This window comes from Bradyrhizobium sp. USDA3516, assembly GCF_057651995.1.
In genome coordinates, this window is the sequence record NZ_JBYGYN010000005.1 from 1 (window position 1) to 15,576 (window position 15,576).

15 protein-coding genes are annotated in these 15,576 nt (G+C 64.9%); 6 read left to right on the forward strand and 9 right to left on the reverse strand.

Annotation, left to right across the window (positions count from 1 at the left end):
* Positions 1–221: 221 nt before the first annotated feature.
* The 4 genes from AC24YW_RS17050 to ctrA form a co-directional block, all read right to left on the reverse strand.
* A complete protein-coding gene (locus tag AC24YW_RS17050) occupies positions 222–1,382 on the reverse strand; it encodes a glutathionylspermidine synthase family protein (protein ID WP_487483810.1) in 1,161 nt (386 codons plus the stop codon).
* A gap of 3 nt (positions 1,383–1,385) precedes the next feature.
* A complete protein-coding gene (locus AC24YW_RS17055; protein WP_487483811.1) occupies positions 1,386–1,772 on the reverse strand; it encodes a hypothetical protein in 387 nt (128 codons plus the stop codon).
* Between the two features lie 17 nt (positions 1,773–1,789).
* Positions 1,790–2,194, reverse strand: a complete 405-nt coding sequence (locus AC24YW_RS17060; RefSeq protein ID WP_487483812.1) for a DUF350 domain-containing protein — start codon at positions 2,192–2,194, stop codon at positions 1,790–1,792.
* Positions 2,195–2,356: 162 nt separating this feature from the next.
* Entirely contained in the window at positions 2,357–3,058 is a 702-nt protein-coding gene (gene ctrA, locus AC24YW_RS17065; RefSeq protein ID WP_016848562.1) for a response regulator transcription factor CtrA, read from the reverse strand.
* Between the two features lie 461 nt (positions 3,059–3,519).
* Between ctrA and fliI the strand changes: the two genes are divergently transcribed.
* The 6 genes from fliI (at position 3,520) to AC24YW_RS17095 (ending at position 10,710) form a co-directional block, all read left to right on the forward strand.
* The gene (gene fliI, locus AC24YW_RS17070; RefSeq protein WP_036011877.1) at positions 3,520–4,845 is read left to right on the forward strand and encodes a flagellar protein export ATPase FliI; all 1,326 of its coding nucleotides are present in this window, start codon (positions 3,520–3,522) and stop codon (positions 4,843–4,845) included.
* Between the two features lie 121 nt (positions 4,846–4,966).
* Entirely contained in the window at positions 4,967–5,386 is a 420-nt protein-coding gene (gene fliJ, locus AC24YW_RS17075) for a flagellar export protein FliJ (protein ID WP_025032035.1), read from the forward strand.
* Between the two features lie 315 nt (positions 5,387–5,701).
* Entirely contained in the window at positions 5,702–6,247 is a 546-nt protein-coding gene (locus AC24YW_RS17080; RefSeq protein ID WP_487483813.1) for a sigma-70 family RNA polymerase sigma factor, read from the forward strand.
* A 37-nt stretch (positions 6,248–6,284) separates the two neighbouring features.
* Positions 6,285–7,325 carry an anti-sigma factor gene (locus AC24YW_RS17085; RefSeq protein WP_487483814.1) on the forward strand — a complete coding sequence of 347 codons (1,041 nt, stop codon included), beginning with the start codon at positions 6,285–6,287 and terminating at the stop codon, positions 7,323–7,325.
* A 149-nt stretch (positions 7,326–7,474) separates the two neighbouring features.
* Positions 7,475–8,434, forward strand: a complete 960-nt coding sequence (locus tag AC24YW_RS17090; protein ID WP_487483815.1) for a helix-turn-helix transcriptional regulator — start codon at positions 7,475–7,477, stop codon at positions 8,432–8,434.
* Positions 8,435–9,489: 1,055 nt separating this feature from the next.
* Positions 9,490–10,710 (forward strand): NAD(P)/FAD-dependent oxidoreductase, encoded by a 1,221-nt coding sequence (locus tag AC24YW_RS17095; RefSeq protein WP_487483816.1) that lies wholly within the window; start codon positions 9,490–9,492, stop codon positions 10,708–10,710.
* A gap of 167 nt (positions 10,711–10,877) precedes the next feature.
* Here the strand turns inward: AC24YW_RS17095 and AC24YW_RS17100 are convergent, their stop codons facing one another.
* The 5 genes from AC24YW_RS17100 to AC24YW_RS17120 all read right to left on the reverse strand — a co-directional run bounded on the left by AC24YW_RS17100 (position 10,878) and on the right by AC24YW_RS17120 (position 15,569).
* Positions 10,878–11,078: a hypothetical protein gene (locus AC24YW_RS17100; protein WP_197963782.1), complete on the reverse strand. Its 201-nt coding sequence runs from the start codon at positions 11,076–11,078 to the stop codon at positions 10,878–10,880.
* 294 nt (positions 11,079–11,372) lie between these two features.
* Positions 11,373–13,514, reverse strand: coding sequence for a flagellar biosynthesis protein FlhA (gene flhA / locus AC24YW_RS17105; protein WP_487483817.1), 2,142 nt, complete (start codon positions 13,512–13,514; stop codon positions 11,373–11,375).
* Between the two features lie 300 nt (positions 13,515–13,814).
* The gene (locus AC24YW_RS17110; protein WP_487483818.1) at positions 13,815–14,507 is read right to left on the reverse strand and encodes a hypothetical protein; all 693 of its coding nucleotides are present in this window, start codon (positions 14,505–14,507) and stop codon (positions 13,815–13,817) included.
* 283 nt (positions 14,508–14,790) lie between these two features.
* Positions 14,791–15,093, reverse strand: coding sequence for a copper-binding protein (locus AC24YW_RS17115; RefSeq protein ID WP_487483819.1), 303 nt, complete (start codon positions 15,091–15,093; stop codon positions 14,791–14,793).
* A 20-nt stretch (positions 15,094–15,113) separates the two neighbouring features.
* A complete protein-coding gene (locus tag AC24YW_RS17120) occupies positions 15,114–15,569 on the reverse strand; it encodes a cupredoxin domain-containing protein (protein ID WP_487484211.1) in 456 nt (151 codons plus the stop codon).
* Positions 15,570–15,576 lie beyond the last annotated feature (7 nt).

The window sequence follows — 15,576 nt, forward strand, 5'->3', positions numbered from 1 at the left end:
CGGCTGCCCCGTCTGCTTCACTGCCATCGCTACCCTCCAAGGCTTTGCCCTAGGGAATCACAAATGGCGAATTACGCAACAGGCCCCTTGTGGGAGAGGGTGGTTTCGCGAAAGCGAAGCCGGGTGAGGGGTCTCTATCCTCACGAGCAGACTTGCGAGCCGAGAGAACCCCTCATCCGGCGCTTCGCGCCACCTTCTCCCACAAGGGGAGAAGGAAGATCTTACAAAATCGCATGCGGCAAGAACCGCGAACGGTTGCCCGTGATCGGGCTCTCGTCCTCGCGGATCGACAGCCCGCAGGGCTCGTGGTTCACCAGCCAGCTTCCGATCACCGGATAAAAGCCCGAAAAGTTCGGCAGCGGTGCCAGCGCCTGGCGCAAGAAGCCTTCGGCGCCGTAGGGACCCGCCTGCTCGTCGAGCGGCATGCCGCCGGAGACCAGCGTGACATTGGCGCCTTCGCGCGACAGCAGCGGCTTGCGCACATAGGACGTGCCGAGCTCGGCGGCGCGCGGGTCGTCCTCGAAGAAGGCCGGCAGCAGATTGGGATGGTTGGGAAACATCTCCCAGAGCAGCGGCAGGATGCCCTTGTTGGACAACACCGCCTTCCACGGCGGCTCGATCCAGCGCGTCGGCGCATCCTTCAGCTTGGCGCCGAAGGCGTCCTGGAACATCCATTCCCAGGGATAGAGCTTGAAGGCGAGCGCGATGTCGTTGTCGTCGAGATCGACGAAGCCGCCGGCCTCGTCGCGCCAGCCGACCTTCTCGATGTCGAGCAGCGTCGTCGAGAGGCCGGCCTGGCGCGCGGTGTCTTCGAGATAAGCGAGTGTGCCGGCGTCCTCTTCGTTGCCGGTGATCCCGGCGAGATGGACGGGACGGCCGCCGGCGATCTCCTTCCATGCCGCGATCAGCCGCTCATGGATGGAGTTGAACTGGTCGGCGCGCGCCGGGATGACGCGGCGCTCGATCGCCTGCTCGAGCCAGGTCCATTGGAAGACGGCAGCCTCGAACAGCGAAGTCGGCGTATCCGCGTTGTATTCGAGCAGCTTCGCCGCATCTTTGCCGTCGAACTTGAGATCGAGTCGGCCATAGAGGCTGTGGTCGTCGCGCTTCCAGCTCTCCGCGATCAGGCCCCAGAACGCTTCAGGAATCTTCAAGCGTCGCAAATGCCGCTCGTCGCCGATGACACGGCCGGCAAGCTCCAGGCACATCGCCTCGATCTCGGCGGTCGGCGCCTCGATGCCGCGCTCGATCTCGTCCAGCGTGAAGCCGTAATAGGCGCGCTCGTCCCAATAGCGCTCGCCGTCGATGGTGTGGAAGACGAAGCCGCATCGTGCCGCGGTCTCTCGCCAGTCGTCGCGCTCGAGACAGGTGATGCGCTGCATGGGTCAACCGCCGCCGGAGAAGCCGTGGCCGAACGAACCGAAGCCGCCGCGGCTCACGCTGCTGTGGCTGACATTGGACGACGTCGACGGCGACGAATGGCTTGAGGAATCGCTGCTGAAGAAGCTCGATCGCGACGACCAGCGCGAGCTGCTGCCGCCCGACGAACTGCTGCTGCTGCTGGTGCAGGTCGTGGTCGTCTGTCCCGGCACGGCGCCGGGCGTGGGTTCGCAATTCTGCCGCGGCATCAATGTGTAGGCGGTGGTGCCGACTGCGAGCGTGCCCATCACCAGCAGCGCGACATGGCCGGAGCGCTTCACCGGCGGACGCGGCGGCGGCTCGGCCACCGGCCGGCGCTTGCCGAACTCGTTCTTGGCGGGTTTGTCGGCCATGTCACTTCGCTATCATGTCAGTAGATCATGCTTGCCGCGTTGAGCAGGCCCGCGGCGAGCGAGGACAGGCCGAGCCAGATCGCGGGGGCAAGCTCGCCGGCATCGATGCGTCGCGACAGATCCGGCACCGGAACCTTGACGAGATAGAACACGATGACCTGCACGATGAGCGCGATCGTCGCCCAGATCAAGCAGTCCAGCACGTTGGCCGAGTGCGCGATGGCGCTGACCAGCGGCGCCACGAAGCCGAGCAGGCTGAGCCCGAGCGCGATCGCCGCGGCCGGCTGGTTGTCGCGAATGAGCTGGAACTCGTTATGTGCGGTGATGCGGGTGTAGACGAACAGATAGGCCACGATCGCGATCAGCCCGGTGCAGAAATAGACCAGGAAGGCGGGCAGGCCGGCGAGTGATTGCAGGATCATCGTTCCCCCATCGTGCAGCGACCATTCGTCGGCAGGGGAAGGCTAGTGGTTCAACGTTAAGCTTCCGATGAACCATCCCCCAAAAATGAAAACCCCGCCATTTGCGGCGGGGTCCAGGCTGGGAGGAGCGAGCCTGACGGGGCTCGCGACGTAAACCTTGGATCAGGCGGGGATGCGCTCGTCGGCCTCGTGCGGCTCGCGCAGCACGTAGCCGCGGCCCCAAACGGTCTCGATGAAGTTGCGGCCTTCGGAGGCGTTGGCGAGCTTCTTGCGGAGCTTGCAGATGAAGACGTCGATGATCTTCAGCTCGGGCTCGTCCATGCCGCCGTAGAGGTGGTTGAGGAACATTTCCTTGGTGAGGGTCGTGCCCTTGCGCAAGGAGAGGAGCTCCAGCATCTGGTATTCCTTGCCGGTCAGATGCACGCGCTGGCCGCCGACTTCCACCGTCTTGGTGTCGAGGTTGACGACGAGGTCGCCGGTCTGGATGACCGACTGGGCATGGCCCTTGGAGCGGCGCACGATGGCGTGGATGCGCGCCACTAGCTCGTCCTTGTGGAAGGGCTTGGTCATGTAGTCGTCGGCGCCGACGCCGAGACCCTTGACCTTGTCCTCGATGCCGGCGAGGCCGGAGAGGATCAGAATCGGTGTCTTGATCTTGGAGACCCGGAGCTGCTTGAGCACGTCGTAGCCGGACATGTCGGGCAGGTTGAGATCGAGAAGAATAATGTCGTAATCGTATAGTTTACCGAGATCGACGCCTTCTTCCCCCAAATCGGTCGTGTAGACGTTGAAGCTCTCCGACTTCAGCATCAGCTCGATCGACTGCGCGACGGCGCTGTCATCTTCAATCAGCAAAACGCGCATGCCAGTTCCCCATAGTCGCCGCTCCTGGGCGTCAGGTCGGCCGCATTCGCGGCACTCAACAAAACGCCTTTGAACAACTGATTCGGATCCTGACAACAGATGGTTAACAAAGTCTGATTCTGGAACGCAAGTCCCCCGGGTGCAATTTTTGTCGAATCGCCCTAAGGTCTTGCGGGAGAAGCAGCTTTCGTTACCCGATTCCGTTCAAGTTCCACTTTAAGAGACGGGCCTAACCGACTCCCGCGACTCAGCCTTCTTCTGAAGGGGAGTCACGCTCAGTCTCAAAGACAGTGACGCAATGATTAATGATGCGGGTAAACACGAAGTTAAGCGCCGTTCAGAAATATGGCGAAACTTAAGGTTTTCACCGTGATGTCCCGGGATCACCGAAGGCGACCATCTCATGGGGGCCTCATATGAAGGCGCGCTGCTGATGAAGGCCCTCCTATGAAGGCGCTCCTATGAAGGCGCTTGCCGAACAGATCGGCGACATCGACGGCATCAACATCTATGGCCGCGTGGTCGGCGTTCGCGGTCTGATGGTCGAGGTGGCCGGCCCTATCCACGCGATGTCGGTCGGCGCGCGGCTGGTGATCGAGACCGGCGCCAACCGGACCATTCCTTGCGAGGTGATCGGCTTCTCCGGCAACAATGCCGTCGTGATGCCGTTCGCCGGCCTCGAGGGCGTACGCCGCGGCTGCAAGGCGGTCATCGCCAATGCCGCCAATCAGGTGCGGCCGTCCGCGGCCTGGCTCGGCCGCGTCGTCAATGCGCTGGGCGAGCCGATCGACGGCAAGGGTCCGCTGCCGCAGGGCTCTTCGCCGATGCCGTTCCGCAATACGCCGCCGCCCGCCCATTCGCGCAAGCGCGTCGGCAGCCCGCTCGATCTCGGCGTGCGCGCCATGAACACCTTCCTCACCTGCTGCCGCGGTCAACGCATGGGCATCTTCGCAGGCTCGGGCGTCGGCAAGTCGGTGCTGCTGTCGATGTTGGCGCGCAACGTCGATGCCGATGTCAGTGTCATCGGGCTGATCGGCGAACGCGGCCGCGAGGTGCAGGAATTCCTGCAGGACGATCTCGGCGAGGAGGGCCTTGCGCGCTCGGTCGTGGTGGTCGCGACCTCCGACGAGCCGGCGCTGATGCGCCGCCAAGCGGCCTATCTGACGCTCGCGGTCGCCGAATATTTTCGCGACGAGGACAAGGATGTGCTCTGCCTGATGGACTCGGTGACGCGCTTTGCGATGGCGCAGCGCGAGATCGGCCTGTCCGCCGGCGAGCCGCCGACCGCCAAGGGCTATACGCCGACGGTCTTTACCGAGTTGCCGAAGCTGCTGGAGCGCGCCGGGCCGGGACTGGGCGAGGGCGCCATCACCGCGATCTTCACGGTGCTGGTCGACGGCGACGATCATAACGAGCCGATCGCCGATGCCGTGCGCGGCATTCTCGACGGCCATATCGTGATGCAGCGCTCGATCGCCGAGCGCGGCCGCTACCCCGCGATCAACATCCTCAAATCCGTCTCGCGCACGATGCCGAAATCGGCCGATCCGCAGTTCTGGCCGGTCATTCAGCGGGCACGCCAGGTGATGGCGACCTATGCAGACATGGAGGAATTGATCCGTCTCGGCGCCTATCGCGCCGGCTCCAGTCCCGAGGTCGACGAGGCGATCCGCTTGAACGAGCCGCTGGAAGCCTTCCTGCGCCAGCGCAAGGACGAAAAGGCATCACTTGCGGAGGGCTATCGCCAATTGGCGCAAATCCTCGGCAATTTGGAAACGGAACGCTAACTTTGTCCGGTCATCATCCGATCCCACAGAGTAGCAGAGCCGGTCTGGGCCCCCTTCGGGCCCGTGGGGTGACCGGTATCGTCCCACGTGCAGCGGGGGGACTTCTGGGGAGTACGAGTCGATGAAGTCACGAGATACCCTCATCCGCCTGAAGAAGTTTCAGGTCGACGAGAAGCGCCGCCGGGTCACCCAGATCGAGACCATGATCGCCGACTTCCAGCGCATGTCGGTCGATCTCGAACGCGAGATCCAGACCGAGCAGGAGCGCGCCGGGATCAACGATCCCTCGCACTTCGCCTATCCGACCTACGCCAAAGCCGCGATCCAGCGCCGCGAGAACCTGACCCGTTCGGCCGACGAGCTCAAGGGCCAGCTCGAGGAAGCCAAGGCCGCATTGGCCGAGGCCTTCGAGGAGCTGAAAAAGGTCGAGCTGCTCGACGAGCGCGACCAGGCCCGCGAGCGTGCCGAGGAGAACGCCCGCGAGCAGGCCGACCTCGACAGCATCGGCCTGATGCGTGCCCGCATCGGCGCCGTCGCCTGAGCCGCTAGCCCGCCCCTCCAGGAAATTGCCGAAACCCGGACCCGCAAGGTCCGGGTTTTCGCATGTGCTGTCCACAGTGGGGCGCCGCGCCCCTTGGTGGTCGGCTTGGCCGCGCGCTATGGTGGTGGAGATGAATGCTGTGCCAGCGACGGCAGTGCCCACCTCTCCCTTGAAAGAGGTCGGCGCGGAGCGCCGGGTGAGGGGTGACGGTCCCATGTTAGCCCTGCGCCCCCTCACCCGATTTGCTGCGCAAATCGACCTCTCCCCGTTGGGGAGAGGTGAAGGGAAGCGGCAGGCCGCGTGTTGGGGGGCTGAATGCTGACGCCAGCGGAGCTGGTCGGGTTGATCGAGGCGGTGGCGAAGGGCGATCAGGCCGCGTTCGAGCGCCTCTACGCCGCCACGCGCGCGAAACTCTATGGCGTCGTGCTCCGTATCTTGCGCAGGCAAGATCTCGCGGAGGAGGTCATTCAGGAGGCTTACGTCAAGATCTGGAACAGCGCCGGCCAGTTCAATCCGGCCCTGTCCTCGCCAATCACGTGGATGGCCTCGATCGCGCGCAACCGTGCGATCGATATCGTGCGGAAAAAATCGGAAGCCTCCATCGAGGAAGAGCCTCAGGCGATGGAGGTCGCGGCCGAAAGTCCCGATCCGCTGGCGCGCCGCGAGATGACCGAGGAGCTGAAGCGGCTCCTGGAATGCATCGGCCGGCTCGAGCCGGACCGTCAGAGGCTCGTGCTGCTCGCCTATTACAACGGCTGGAGCCGCGAGCAATTGGCGGAGAAATTTGCCGCGCCGGTCAACACGGTGAAGACGTGGCTGCGGCGCAGCATGCTGGATATCCGGGAGTGCCTCGGACTTTGATCGCTTGGATGATGAGGGTGGTACTGGACTGCAATTGATGGCGTATACGGAGGACCATATCGCGCTCGCCGCGGAATACGCGCTCGGTACGCTCGGCGCCGATGAGCGCGTGCAGGTCGAGACCATGATGGCGGTGGACCCGGCCTTCGCCGAAATCGTGCAGGCCTGGTCGTATCGGCTTGGCGTGCTCAACCAGATGGTCGGCTCGGTCGAGCCGCGTCCGATCGTGTGGGAGAACATCAGGGCGGAGATCGCGCGCACGGCCGCAGTGCAAGAGCGGCCGGCGAGCGCCGAGGCTCCACCGCCGCCTGTGCCGGACTCGTTCTCGCTGGCAGCTGCGGAGGCTCCGCCCGAGAGCTCGCCGCAGGTGGAGCTGTCGCAGCCCGAAGCCGGGCCGCCCGAGGCGCCGCGTCCCGACTTTGATGCTGTTCCGGACATCGCGCCGCAATTCATCCCGCAGGTCCATGCGCCGGATGCCAACGTCGTCCATGCGCCGCAGGCGCCGCTCGCCGACGACAGCAACGTGATTCGTCTCGAGAGCAGGGTGAAGCGCTGGCGTACCGTCGCTTCCGTCCTCAGTGCGCTCGCGGCCGCGCTGCTCGTGACGCTGTCGCTGCAGATCTTCCAGCCCGATGCGCTGCCGGGCGCCTTGCGTCCGCCGCCCCGCATCCAGACGGTTGAGGTGAAGACGCCGGCCGCGCCGCTCGCGGCCTCCGCGCAATATGTCGCGCTGCTGCAGGGCCAGGGCGGCGGCCCCGCCTTCATCATGACCATCGACGGCGCGACGCGGAATTTCACGGTGCGGAAGGTCGGCGCGACGCCGGAGCCCGGCAAAAGCTTCGAGCTCTGGCTGATCTCGGACAAGCTGCCGCGGCCGCGCTCGCTCGGCGTGATCGGCGCCGGCGATTTCACCGCGCGTCCGCTGCTCGCCTCCTACGATGCCGAGGTCGTCAACGGCGCCACCTACGCCGTCACCGTCGAACAGGCGGGCGGCTCGCCGAACGGCCAGCCGACCTCCGCCCCGGTGTTTTCCGGCAAGCTGATCGAGACCGTGCCGCCGGCGCCCGCGCAGAAGTAAATTCCGTAGCCTTGTCGTCACGGTCCATCCCGCTGTCGCAGGCCGACAAGTACCGCTGAATCCGCCCCCGATTTGAACCTCTGCTCCGTCCGCGGCGTCAAATCCCCGGAATTTGAATGCGGTGATGCCGGAAAGGGCGAGAAAATCAGATGGATGCAGCGAGAACGCCGGGCATCTTCGTTCACCAATATGCCGGCCTGCCGCACGGTGCGGCCTTCGAGCACTGGCGCGAGCGGGCCGTCGGTCCCTGCGGCCTCGATATCGGGCCGAGCCATGGCGAGCGCATCGATTGCCGGCTGCAGATCAGCGTCGTCGACAACATCACGCTCGCCATTCCGGAAGGCGCCTCGGCGCAATATTCCCGCACGCAGAGCCACCTTGCCGACGGCAGCGACGATCTCGTGCTGATCGCGGCCCATGCGGGGCTCGTCCGTGTCGGGCAGAACGGCCACACCGTCGAGCTCGCGCCCGCCCAGATGATGCTGGTCGACATGAGCGTGACCGGGACCGTCGGCCACACCGAGGCCGACCGCTTCACGACCATTCGCATGCCGCGCCGTGCGCTGCTCGACATCAGTCCGCGTGCCGAGGACAAGCTCTCGCAGGTGCTCTCCGACGGCGCGGTCGCCGAGACCGTCTTCCGCTACCACGCGCTCGCCGCCAATCACGCGCCGCATCTCGATGCCGTCGGCCAGCGCCTGACCGCGCAGCACATGGTCGATCTCGTCGGTCTCCTGCTCGGCACCGATGCCGAGCATGCAAGCCGCGCCCGCGGCCGCGGGCAGGCGGCGGCGCGCCTCGATCTCATGCGTGCCGACGTGATGGCCGCGCTCGGCCGCAACGATCTCTGCCTCGCGGAAGTTGCGACGCGCTCGGGCCTCAGCCCGCGCCAGGCCCAGCGCCTGTTCGAGCAGGCCGGCACGACCTTCACCGAATTCGTGCTGGAGCAGCGCCTGCTCCATGCGCGCAAGCTGCTCGGCGATCCCCGCGCCAGGATGCGCAAGATCAGCGACATCGCGCATTCCTCCGGCTTCTCCGATCTGTCCTATTTCAACCGCGCCTTCCGCAAGCGCTTTGGCGCGACGCCGTCGGAGCTGCGCGAGGGGTAGATCGCGGGTTCGGCGCGCAGGCGGTGACGCCAGCGGGTTCAGGACGGTTGCCCCACCGCTCGTGCCCCCGGACAAGCCGCAACGCATGAGCGTTGCGGCGCAGAGCCGGGACCCAGTGCGTAACCGAGCTCGAGATCAAGCTGCACTCCGGTTTGCAGGGCACACCTTCGCATTCTCGCGGCGCGCTCGCCCGAGCTTTGCTGTTTCGTTCGCACCCATGGAAGCCAAAGGGCGCAGGGAAGGCCGGGCGCCGGCTGGCACCCGCAGATCCGTGCGCTTTGAAGAACGCACACGGGGTGGATCACAGGTCTCGCCGAACGCCCGGCCTTCCCTGCGCGGCTGGTTTTAACGGTGTCCTTCGTGCTCTCCTCGGGGAGCGTTGCACTATTGCCCCCGTCCTCTTGCAGCTTCTCTGATGCGCGCACCCGGTCGGGCCGCCGCATCACCGCAAGCCTTGACGCCAGAACCCCGGGCGTCGGGACCACACGACTTCTCCGTCCGCGGACGATTTCGCCTCAGCGCCCGGGGCTTAGTGTGCGCACCCCAGACCATCGACCAAACCGCTGTGACCGCGCCGTGTCGTATGCGCATTGCGCCAGGACTCACGGTCGCCCGCCCTGTCCTCCGCAATCGCGCCGGCGCTACCGCGTCCACCGCATCCCGTGACGATCGCGAAGCGCCCCTCTGGCAGGGCCGGGATGGCGGCGTGTATGCCACAAATCCGAAATTCGGAAAAGTGAAATATTTTTGCGGGAGGGACTTGACGCGGTGTTTCGCCCGACGCCTCGCGAACGGCGCGCCCGCCCTCCACTCGTCATTCCGGGGCGCGCGCAAGCGCGAACCCGGAATCCATTTCACCGCACGACGTGCCGCCCATGGATTCCGAGCCCGCGTGCTTCCGCGCGCATCCCGGAATGACGATGGATGGAAGCGGCCGCGCCGTGCGAGATCGCGATTTTGTGCAGCGGCGCGGGCGTTGCCGCATTTGTTCGGCGCCATCTGTTGAGCTAGTCTGTCTCTGCGGGCAGACCGCAGTTTTTCTCTGGAAAGCGGAGATGGCGCGTATCGTCGTGCTCGGCGCCGGGTTTGCGGGGTTGTGGGCGGCGATCGGCGCTGCGCGCAAGCGCGAGGAGATCGGCGCGAGCGAGCGCGACATCGAGATCCGTCTCGTCGACCGCAATCCCTATCACAACATCCGCGTGCGCAATTACGAGGCCGATCTCGGCGAGGTCGCGCTTCCACTTCCGCAATTGCTCGATCCGATCGGCGTCAGCCACGGCCTCGGCGAGGTCGAGGCCATCGATCCGGCCCGGCGCGAAATCTCGCTGGTCACCAGCGCCGGCGAGGAGACGCTGCACTACGACCGCCTGGTGCTGGCGCTCGGCAGCGAGGTGATGCGCCCCGAGATTCCCGGCCTTGCCGTGCACGCCTTCGACGTCGATACCTATGTCGCAGCGCTCCGGCTCGAAGATCATCTGGCTTCGCTCGGACGCAGCGCGCCGTCTCCGGGGCATTCAACGGTGGTCGTGGTCGGTGCCGGCTTCACCGGCATCGAGGTCGCAGCCGAGATGCCTGACCGGTTGGTGCGTGCTGGCATCACCGGCAGCCGCCGCATCATTCTGGTCGATCCCAATCCGAGCGTCGGTGCCAGCATCGGCACGCACGCGCGTCCCGTCATCGAGACGGCCCTGGCTTCGCTCGACGTCGAGACGCGGCTTGGCGTGCGTGTCGCCGCGATCGAGGCCGCGGGCATCCGCCTGAGCTCGGGCGAGTTCATTGCGGCGCAGACGGTGATCTGGTGCGCAGGGATGCGGGCGAGCCCTGTGGCGGCGAGCTTTCCAGGCGGGCGCGATCGCCTCGGGCGGCTGCTCGTCGATCCCTTGATGCGCGTCGCCGATGTCGGCGGCGTGTTCGCGGCCGGCGACGTCGCCTCGAGCGTGATCGACGGGCTGCATCCGACGGTGATGTCCTGTCAGTTCGCGCGGCCCATGGGCCGCTTCGCCGGCCACAACGTGGTCGCCGATCTCGTCGGCCTGCCGATGCTGCCGCTGCGGATCGACTGGTACGTCACCGTGCTCGATCTCGGTGCCTGGGGCGCGCTCTACACTGAAGGATGGGAACGCCGGGTTCGTGCCACCGGCGCGGCGGCGAAAGCGACCAAGAACACCATCAACCGCAAGCGCATCTATCCGCCGCTGACTGGCAGCAGAGACGAGCTGTTCGCGGCTGCAGCGCCGACCGTGCAGGCGCCGCCGCCGACTTATGGGGCGCGATGAAATTTCATTGGGCTGCTTGGAGGACGTACCCCAGACATGGGAAAGCGCCCGTGGGGGGCGGGCGCTTTCTGTAGTCGACTTGGGGTTGGGGTCGTCTACATATCCACGTGGCGACTTTGGGGGGCTGGTAAAGAGCCGCGTGAATTCAGAAAACTCGTCAGATCTCCTTAGCGAACGAGGTTCGCGTTCGAACTGGTGACAACGACCGGCTTGCCGGCCTTGATGACGCGGGCGGTCTGGGTCAGGCCTTCATCCGAACCCGAGCGTGCCGTGATGCCGAGGCCAGCCACCGCGATCCCTGCGACGAGGGCGACGACCACGATTTTCAAATGGGTCGCGCGATCTGCGCTGTAGATCGAGTGGTTCATGGAAGCCTCCTGCCGCCATCTACCCGAAGTAGTCGCCGGCCGTTTGAGGCAGGTTCATGCTTCCGGTGCCCAACAACCTAGTATTGGGGGGATTCGTTCCCAAGAGGCCATCACAAGAGCGTGATAGGACGTGATAGATCGCGATCAAGGGCGACCCGTGATCGTTCTTTTATATAATCATTTCAAAGTCGTAATGTGCTCGTTGCCTGACTTTCCTGGCTTTGGTCGACAAGGCGCCAGGAACTCAAAAACCATTTGCCTGTGGCTGAAAAACACACGGCTTCTTAAGGCAAATCAGATGCTTCCGACCGTTTTCAGCCTCGCCCTGGGGTGGATTTCTGCCTGCGACAGCACGGTGGTCTGGGCGCGGAACCGCTCCACCAGGGACCGCACGAAGGGCCGAATGGAAGCGGAGGTGACCAGCACCGGCGCCTCGCCCTCGCGGGCGGCGCGCTCGAAGGCCTCGCGCACGGCGGTCATGAATTCCGAGAGTTTCGACGGCTGCATGGCAAGGCTGCGCTCCTCGCCCTGGCCGATGATGGATTCGGCAAAAGCCTGCTCCCATTTCGCCGACAGCGCGATCAGCGGCAGATAGCCGGCATACGAGGTGTTCTGCGCGCAGATCTGCCGCGCCAAGCGTGCGCGGACGTGCTCGACCATGGTCGCGGGGTTGCGCGAGAAGGCGAGCGAATCCGCGATGCCTTCGAGGATGGTGGAGAGGTCGCGGATCGAGATGCGTTCGGCGAGCAAGAGCTGCAGCACGCGCTGGATGCCGGACACCGTGACCTGGCCCGGGACGATGTCCTTGACCAGCTCGCTCTGCTCCTTCGGCAGCTCCTTGAGCAGCTTCTGCACCTCGCCGTAGGACAACAGGTCCGACATGTTGGCCTTGAGCAGCTCGGTGAGATGGGTCGACAGCACGGTCGCGGCGTCGACGACGGTGTAGCCCTTGAGCGAGGCCTCTTCCTTGAGGCTGGCATCGACCCAGGTCGCGGGCAGGCCGAAGGTCGGCTCGGTGGTGTGGATGCCGGGCACCTGCACCTGGCTGCCGCCGGGATCCATGACCATGAACTGGTTCGGCCAGATCTTGCCGGTACCGGCGTCGACCTCCTTGATTTTGATGATGTAGGTGTTGGCCTCGAGCTGGACGTTGTCGAGGATGCGCACCGCCGGCATCACGAATCCCATCTCGATCGCGAGCGAACGGCGCAGCGCCTTGATCTGCTCGGTGAGGCGGTCGGTGCCGTCCGGGCCGTTGACCAGCGGCAGCAGGGCGTAGCCGAGCTCGATCTTGAGGTCGTCGATCTTGAGCGCGGCCGAGATCGGCTCTTCGGTCGCGGCAGCGCCCGGCGCACCCGGCGTTCCCGGAGCGGGCGCGGCTTGGGCGGCCGCTTCGGCCCTGGCCGTCACCCGGTTGCGGTTGCGGGCGTTCCAGGCGAGCGCGCCGGCGCCGGCGCCGAGCGCGAGGAAGGGAAGGGTCGGAATGCCCGGCAGAGCCGCCAGCACCAGCATCACCGCCGAGGACATTGCCAGCGCCTGCGGATAACCGGAGAACTGCTTCATCAGCGCCTTGTCGGCGGCGCCGGAGACGCCGGCCTTGGAGACGAGCAGGCCGGCCGCGGTCGAGACGATCAGCGCGGGCACCTGGGTGACGAGGCCGTCACCCACCGTCAGCAGCGTGTAGGTGCGGCCGGCGTCGGCGAAGGACATGCCCTGCTGCGCGACGCCGATGATCATGCCGCCGACGACGTTGATGAAGACGATCAGGAGGCCGGCGATGGCGTCGCCCCGGACGAATTTGGAGGCACCGTCCATGGCGCCGAAGAAGCCGCTCTCGTCCTCCAGCTCCTTGCGCCGCTCCTTGGCGACCTTCTCGTCGATCAGGCCGGCGGAGAGGTCGGCGTCGATCGCCATCTGCTTGCCGGGCATGGCGTCGAGGTGGAAGCGCGCGGCGACTTCGGCGATGCGGCCCGAACCCTTGGTGATGACGACGAAGTTGACGATGATCAGGATGGCAAAGACGATGATGCCGATGACGAAATTACCGCCCATCACGAAGTTGCCGAACGCCTCGATGACGTGACCGGCCGCGGCCGTGCCCTCGTGCCCGTGCGACAGGATCAGGCGGGTCGAGGCCATGTTGAGCGACAGGCGCAGCATGGTCGAGATCAGGAGGATGGTCGGGAAGGCGGAGAATTCCAGCGGCGCCTGGATGAACAGCGAGGTCATCAGGATCAGGATCGACAGCGTGATCGAGATCGCCAGGAACAGGTCCAGCACGATCGCGGGCAGCGGCAGGATCAGCACCACCAGGATGGTGAGGATGCCGAGCGCCAGCGCGATGTCGCCGCGCTTGAGGACGGTGACGATGTCGTTGAGGGAGGGGATGCCGGGCTTCGCGCCGCCTACGCCCTGTCCCGCGGTGACGTCGACCATGGTAGCTGCCTCCCCGCGCGCCTGCCGTCCGCGCGCCCCAAACGTCTGCGCGGCGGCCGACGGGCCGCCGTTCCGAAAGTGAGGCACCGCACTGGCGTCCACGGGAGCTCCCGTTCTACGCGGCTGACGACACTCGACTTCACCCGGCAATTCTTGCCGGGTGTATGGTTAGCAAAGGGTTAACGCGGGGCCGATGAAGGTCAGACCCGGGGGCGCTAGGCACCCGGATGCCGAATCCGGGCGATGGCCGCCAGGCTGCGGCCGATGGAAGGCCGGGCCGAACTGCTCGGGATCGCGCCCCTAGAGCGCCTGCACCACATCGGCATTGCCCATCGGCAAAGGGCTGCTCGCGTCTTTCCTGATCGACTCGGCTACGAAGCGAAGCTCCCAGTTCTTGACGAACCAATAGGCCGCAAAAGCCCAGAGGCCGGACCATTCCACGTACAGGATGTAGGAATCATTCGCCCGATCCGTATGCAGCAAATGCATAATGACCGAGCCTCCCATCGCCAGGAGCATGTAAGCGCCGATCAGGAAGTAGAACGTCCTAAACCGCTTACGTGCCGTTTGATTGTTCTTGAGTTGCGACAGCGTCTGGTCCGAGTACCAGAATATGATAACGCCGATACACGCGAACGCCAGAACGGCGCTGATGCCGTGCAGCGTGACGTTTGGATAGCCGAACGATGCCAATGTGAAGGGACTCGTCTTGTCGGGGATGCCCATCGGAAAAATCGCGACGCCCAAGGTAAATGCGCCAGTCAGGCTGAGCCAGCGGTCTTCATTCTTCGAGAAGCCCTTGTAGCGGTACAGGAACACGCCGACCGCGAAGAGCAGGCCGCAGAACCAGAGCCGGACGGGATAGAGGGCTGCCACGCCTTGAGCAGGGGTTTGGGCGAAATAGTAATCACTCAGCGAGGGCTGCAGGCGAATTCCCCAGAGCAGGCCGACCAAGATCACGATGACCGGGAAAGCTGCGGTCAGCACGCCCATTCGTGTCCGCAGTTTTCCGGTAGTTCTCAACGATGGCCTTGTCGATATGATCTTGTTCCATAATGAGCTCCATGACGCCAATGAGCGTCATGGTGCCATTATTTAAGGTTGTGGAAAAGACTTAGGGTTGTAGGCAAGACGCCGCAGTCCCGATGCGTGGCTGCAGGCTTGGTACCCCATACGGTTAGGCCGGACCTTCGACGGAGCTCGCAATGCACTGAGGCGCATTGGGGCGTCCAGGCGTCGGGCGAGTCGCCCGCAACGATGGTCGGGGAGGGCCGTCCTACTTCGCCTTCTCCATCTTCGTCACCGTATACCCCGACGCCGCCTCCTCGGCCTCGAAGGTGATCTTGTCGCCGACCTTCACCTGCTTGAGCATGGCGGGATCCTTGACCCGATAGACCATGGTCATGGGGTCCTCCATGCCAAGCCTCTTCGCCGGTCCGTGCTTGAGCGTGATCTTGCCGGCGCCTTCGTCGATCTTCTTCACCTCGCCGCTGATCGCGGCGCCTTCGGCGGCGAGGGTTGCAGTCGCAATGCCGACGCTCAGCGTCAGCGCCGAAGCGATACGGATGATGCGGTTCATGTGGTGGATCTCCTTTCGCATTACTTCACGGTGACCTGGCCGATCATGCCGTATTCGCGATGATCGGGAATCAGGCACGAATATTCGAAGGTGCCGCGCTTGCTGAACTTCCAGAGGATCTCGGTCGTCTTCTTGGGCGCAAGCCGCGCCGCATTGGGCTCGTCGTGCTCCATGTACGGATGCTTCTTCATCTGATCCGCATGCGCGAGATTCTCTTTGGTCGTGGCTAGCAGGAATTCGTGGTCCTCCTTGCCGACATTGCGCAGCACGAAGCGGATCTGCTCGCCGCGCTTCACCTCGAATTTCGCGGGCGTGTAGTCCATCTCGTTCATCAGAATTTCGATGGTGCGCGCGGGCTTCCTGGGATCGCCGGGCTCGCCGGCCGAATAGTCTCCGTGCCCGTGCTTGTCGTGCGCAAAGGCCGGCGCGGCGGAAAGTGCAGCCAGCGCCAGCGCAAGCTTGCTCGTGGTCTTCATCGTGGTC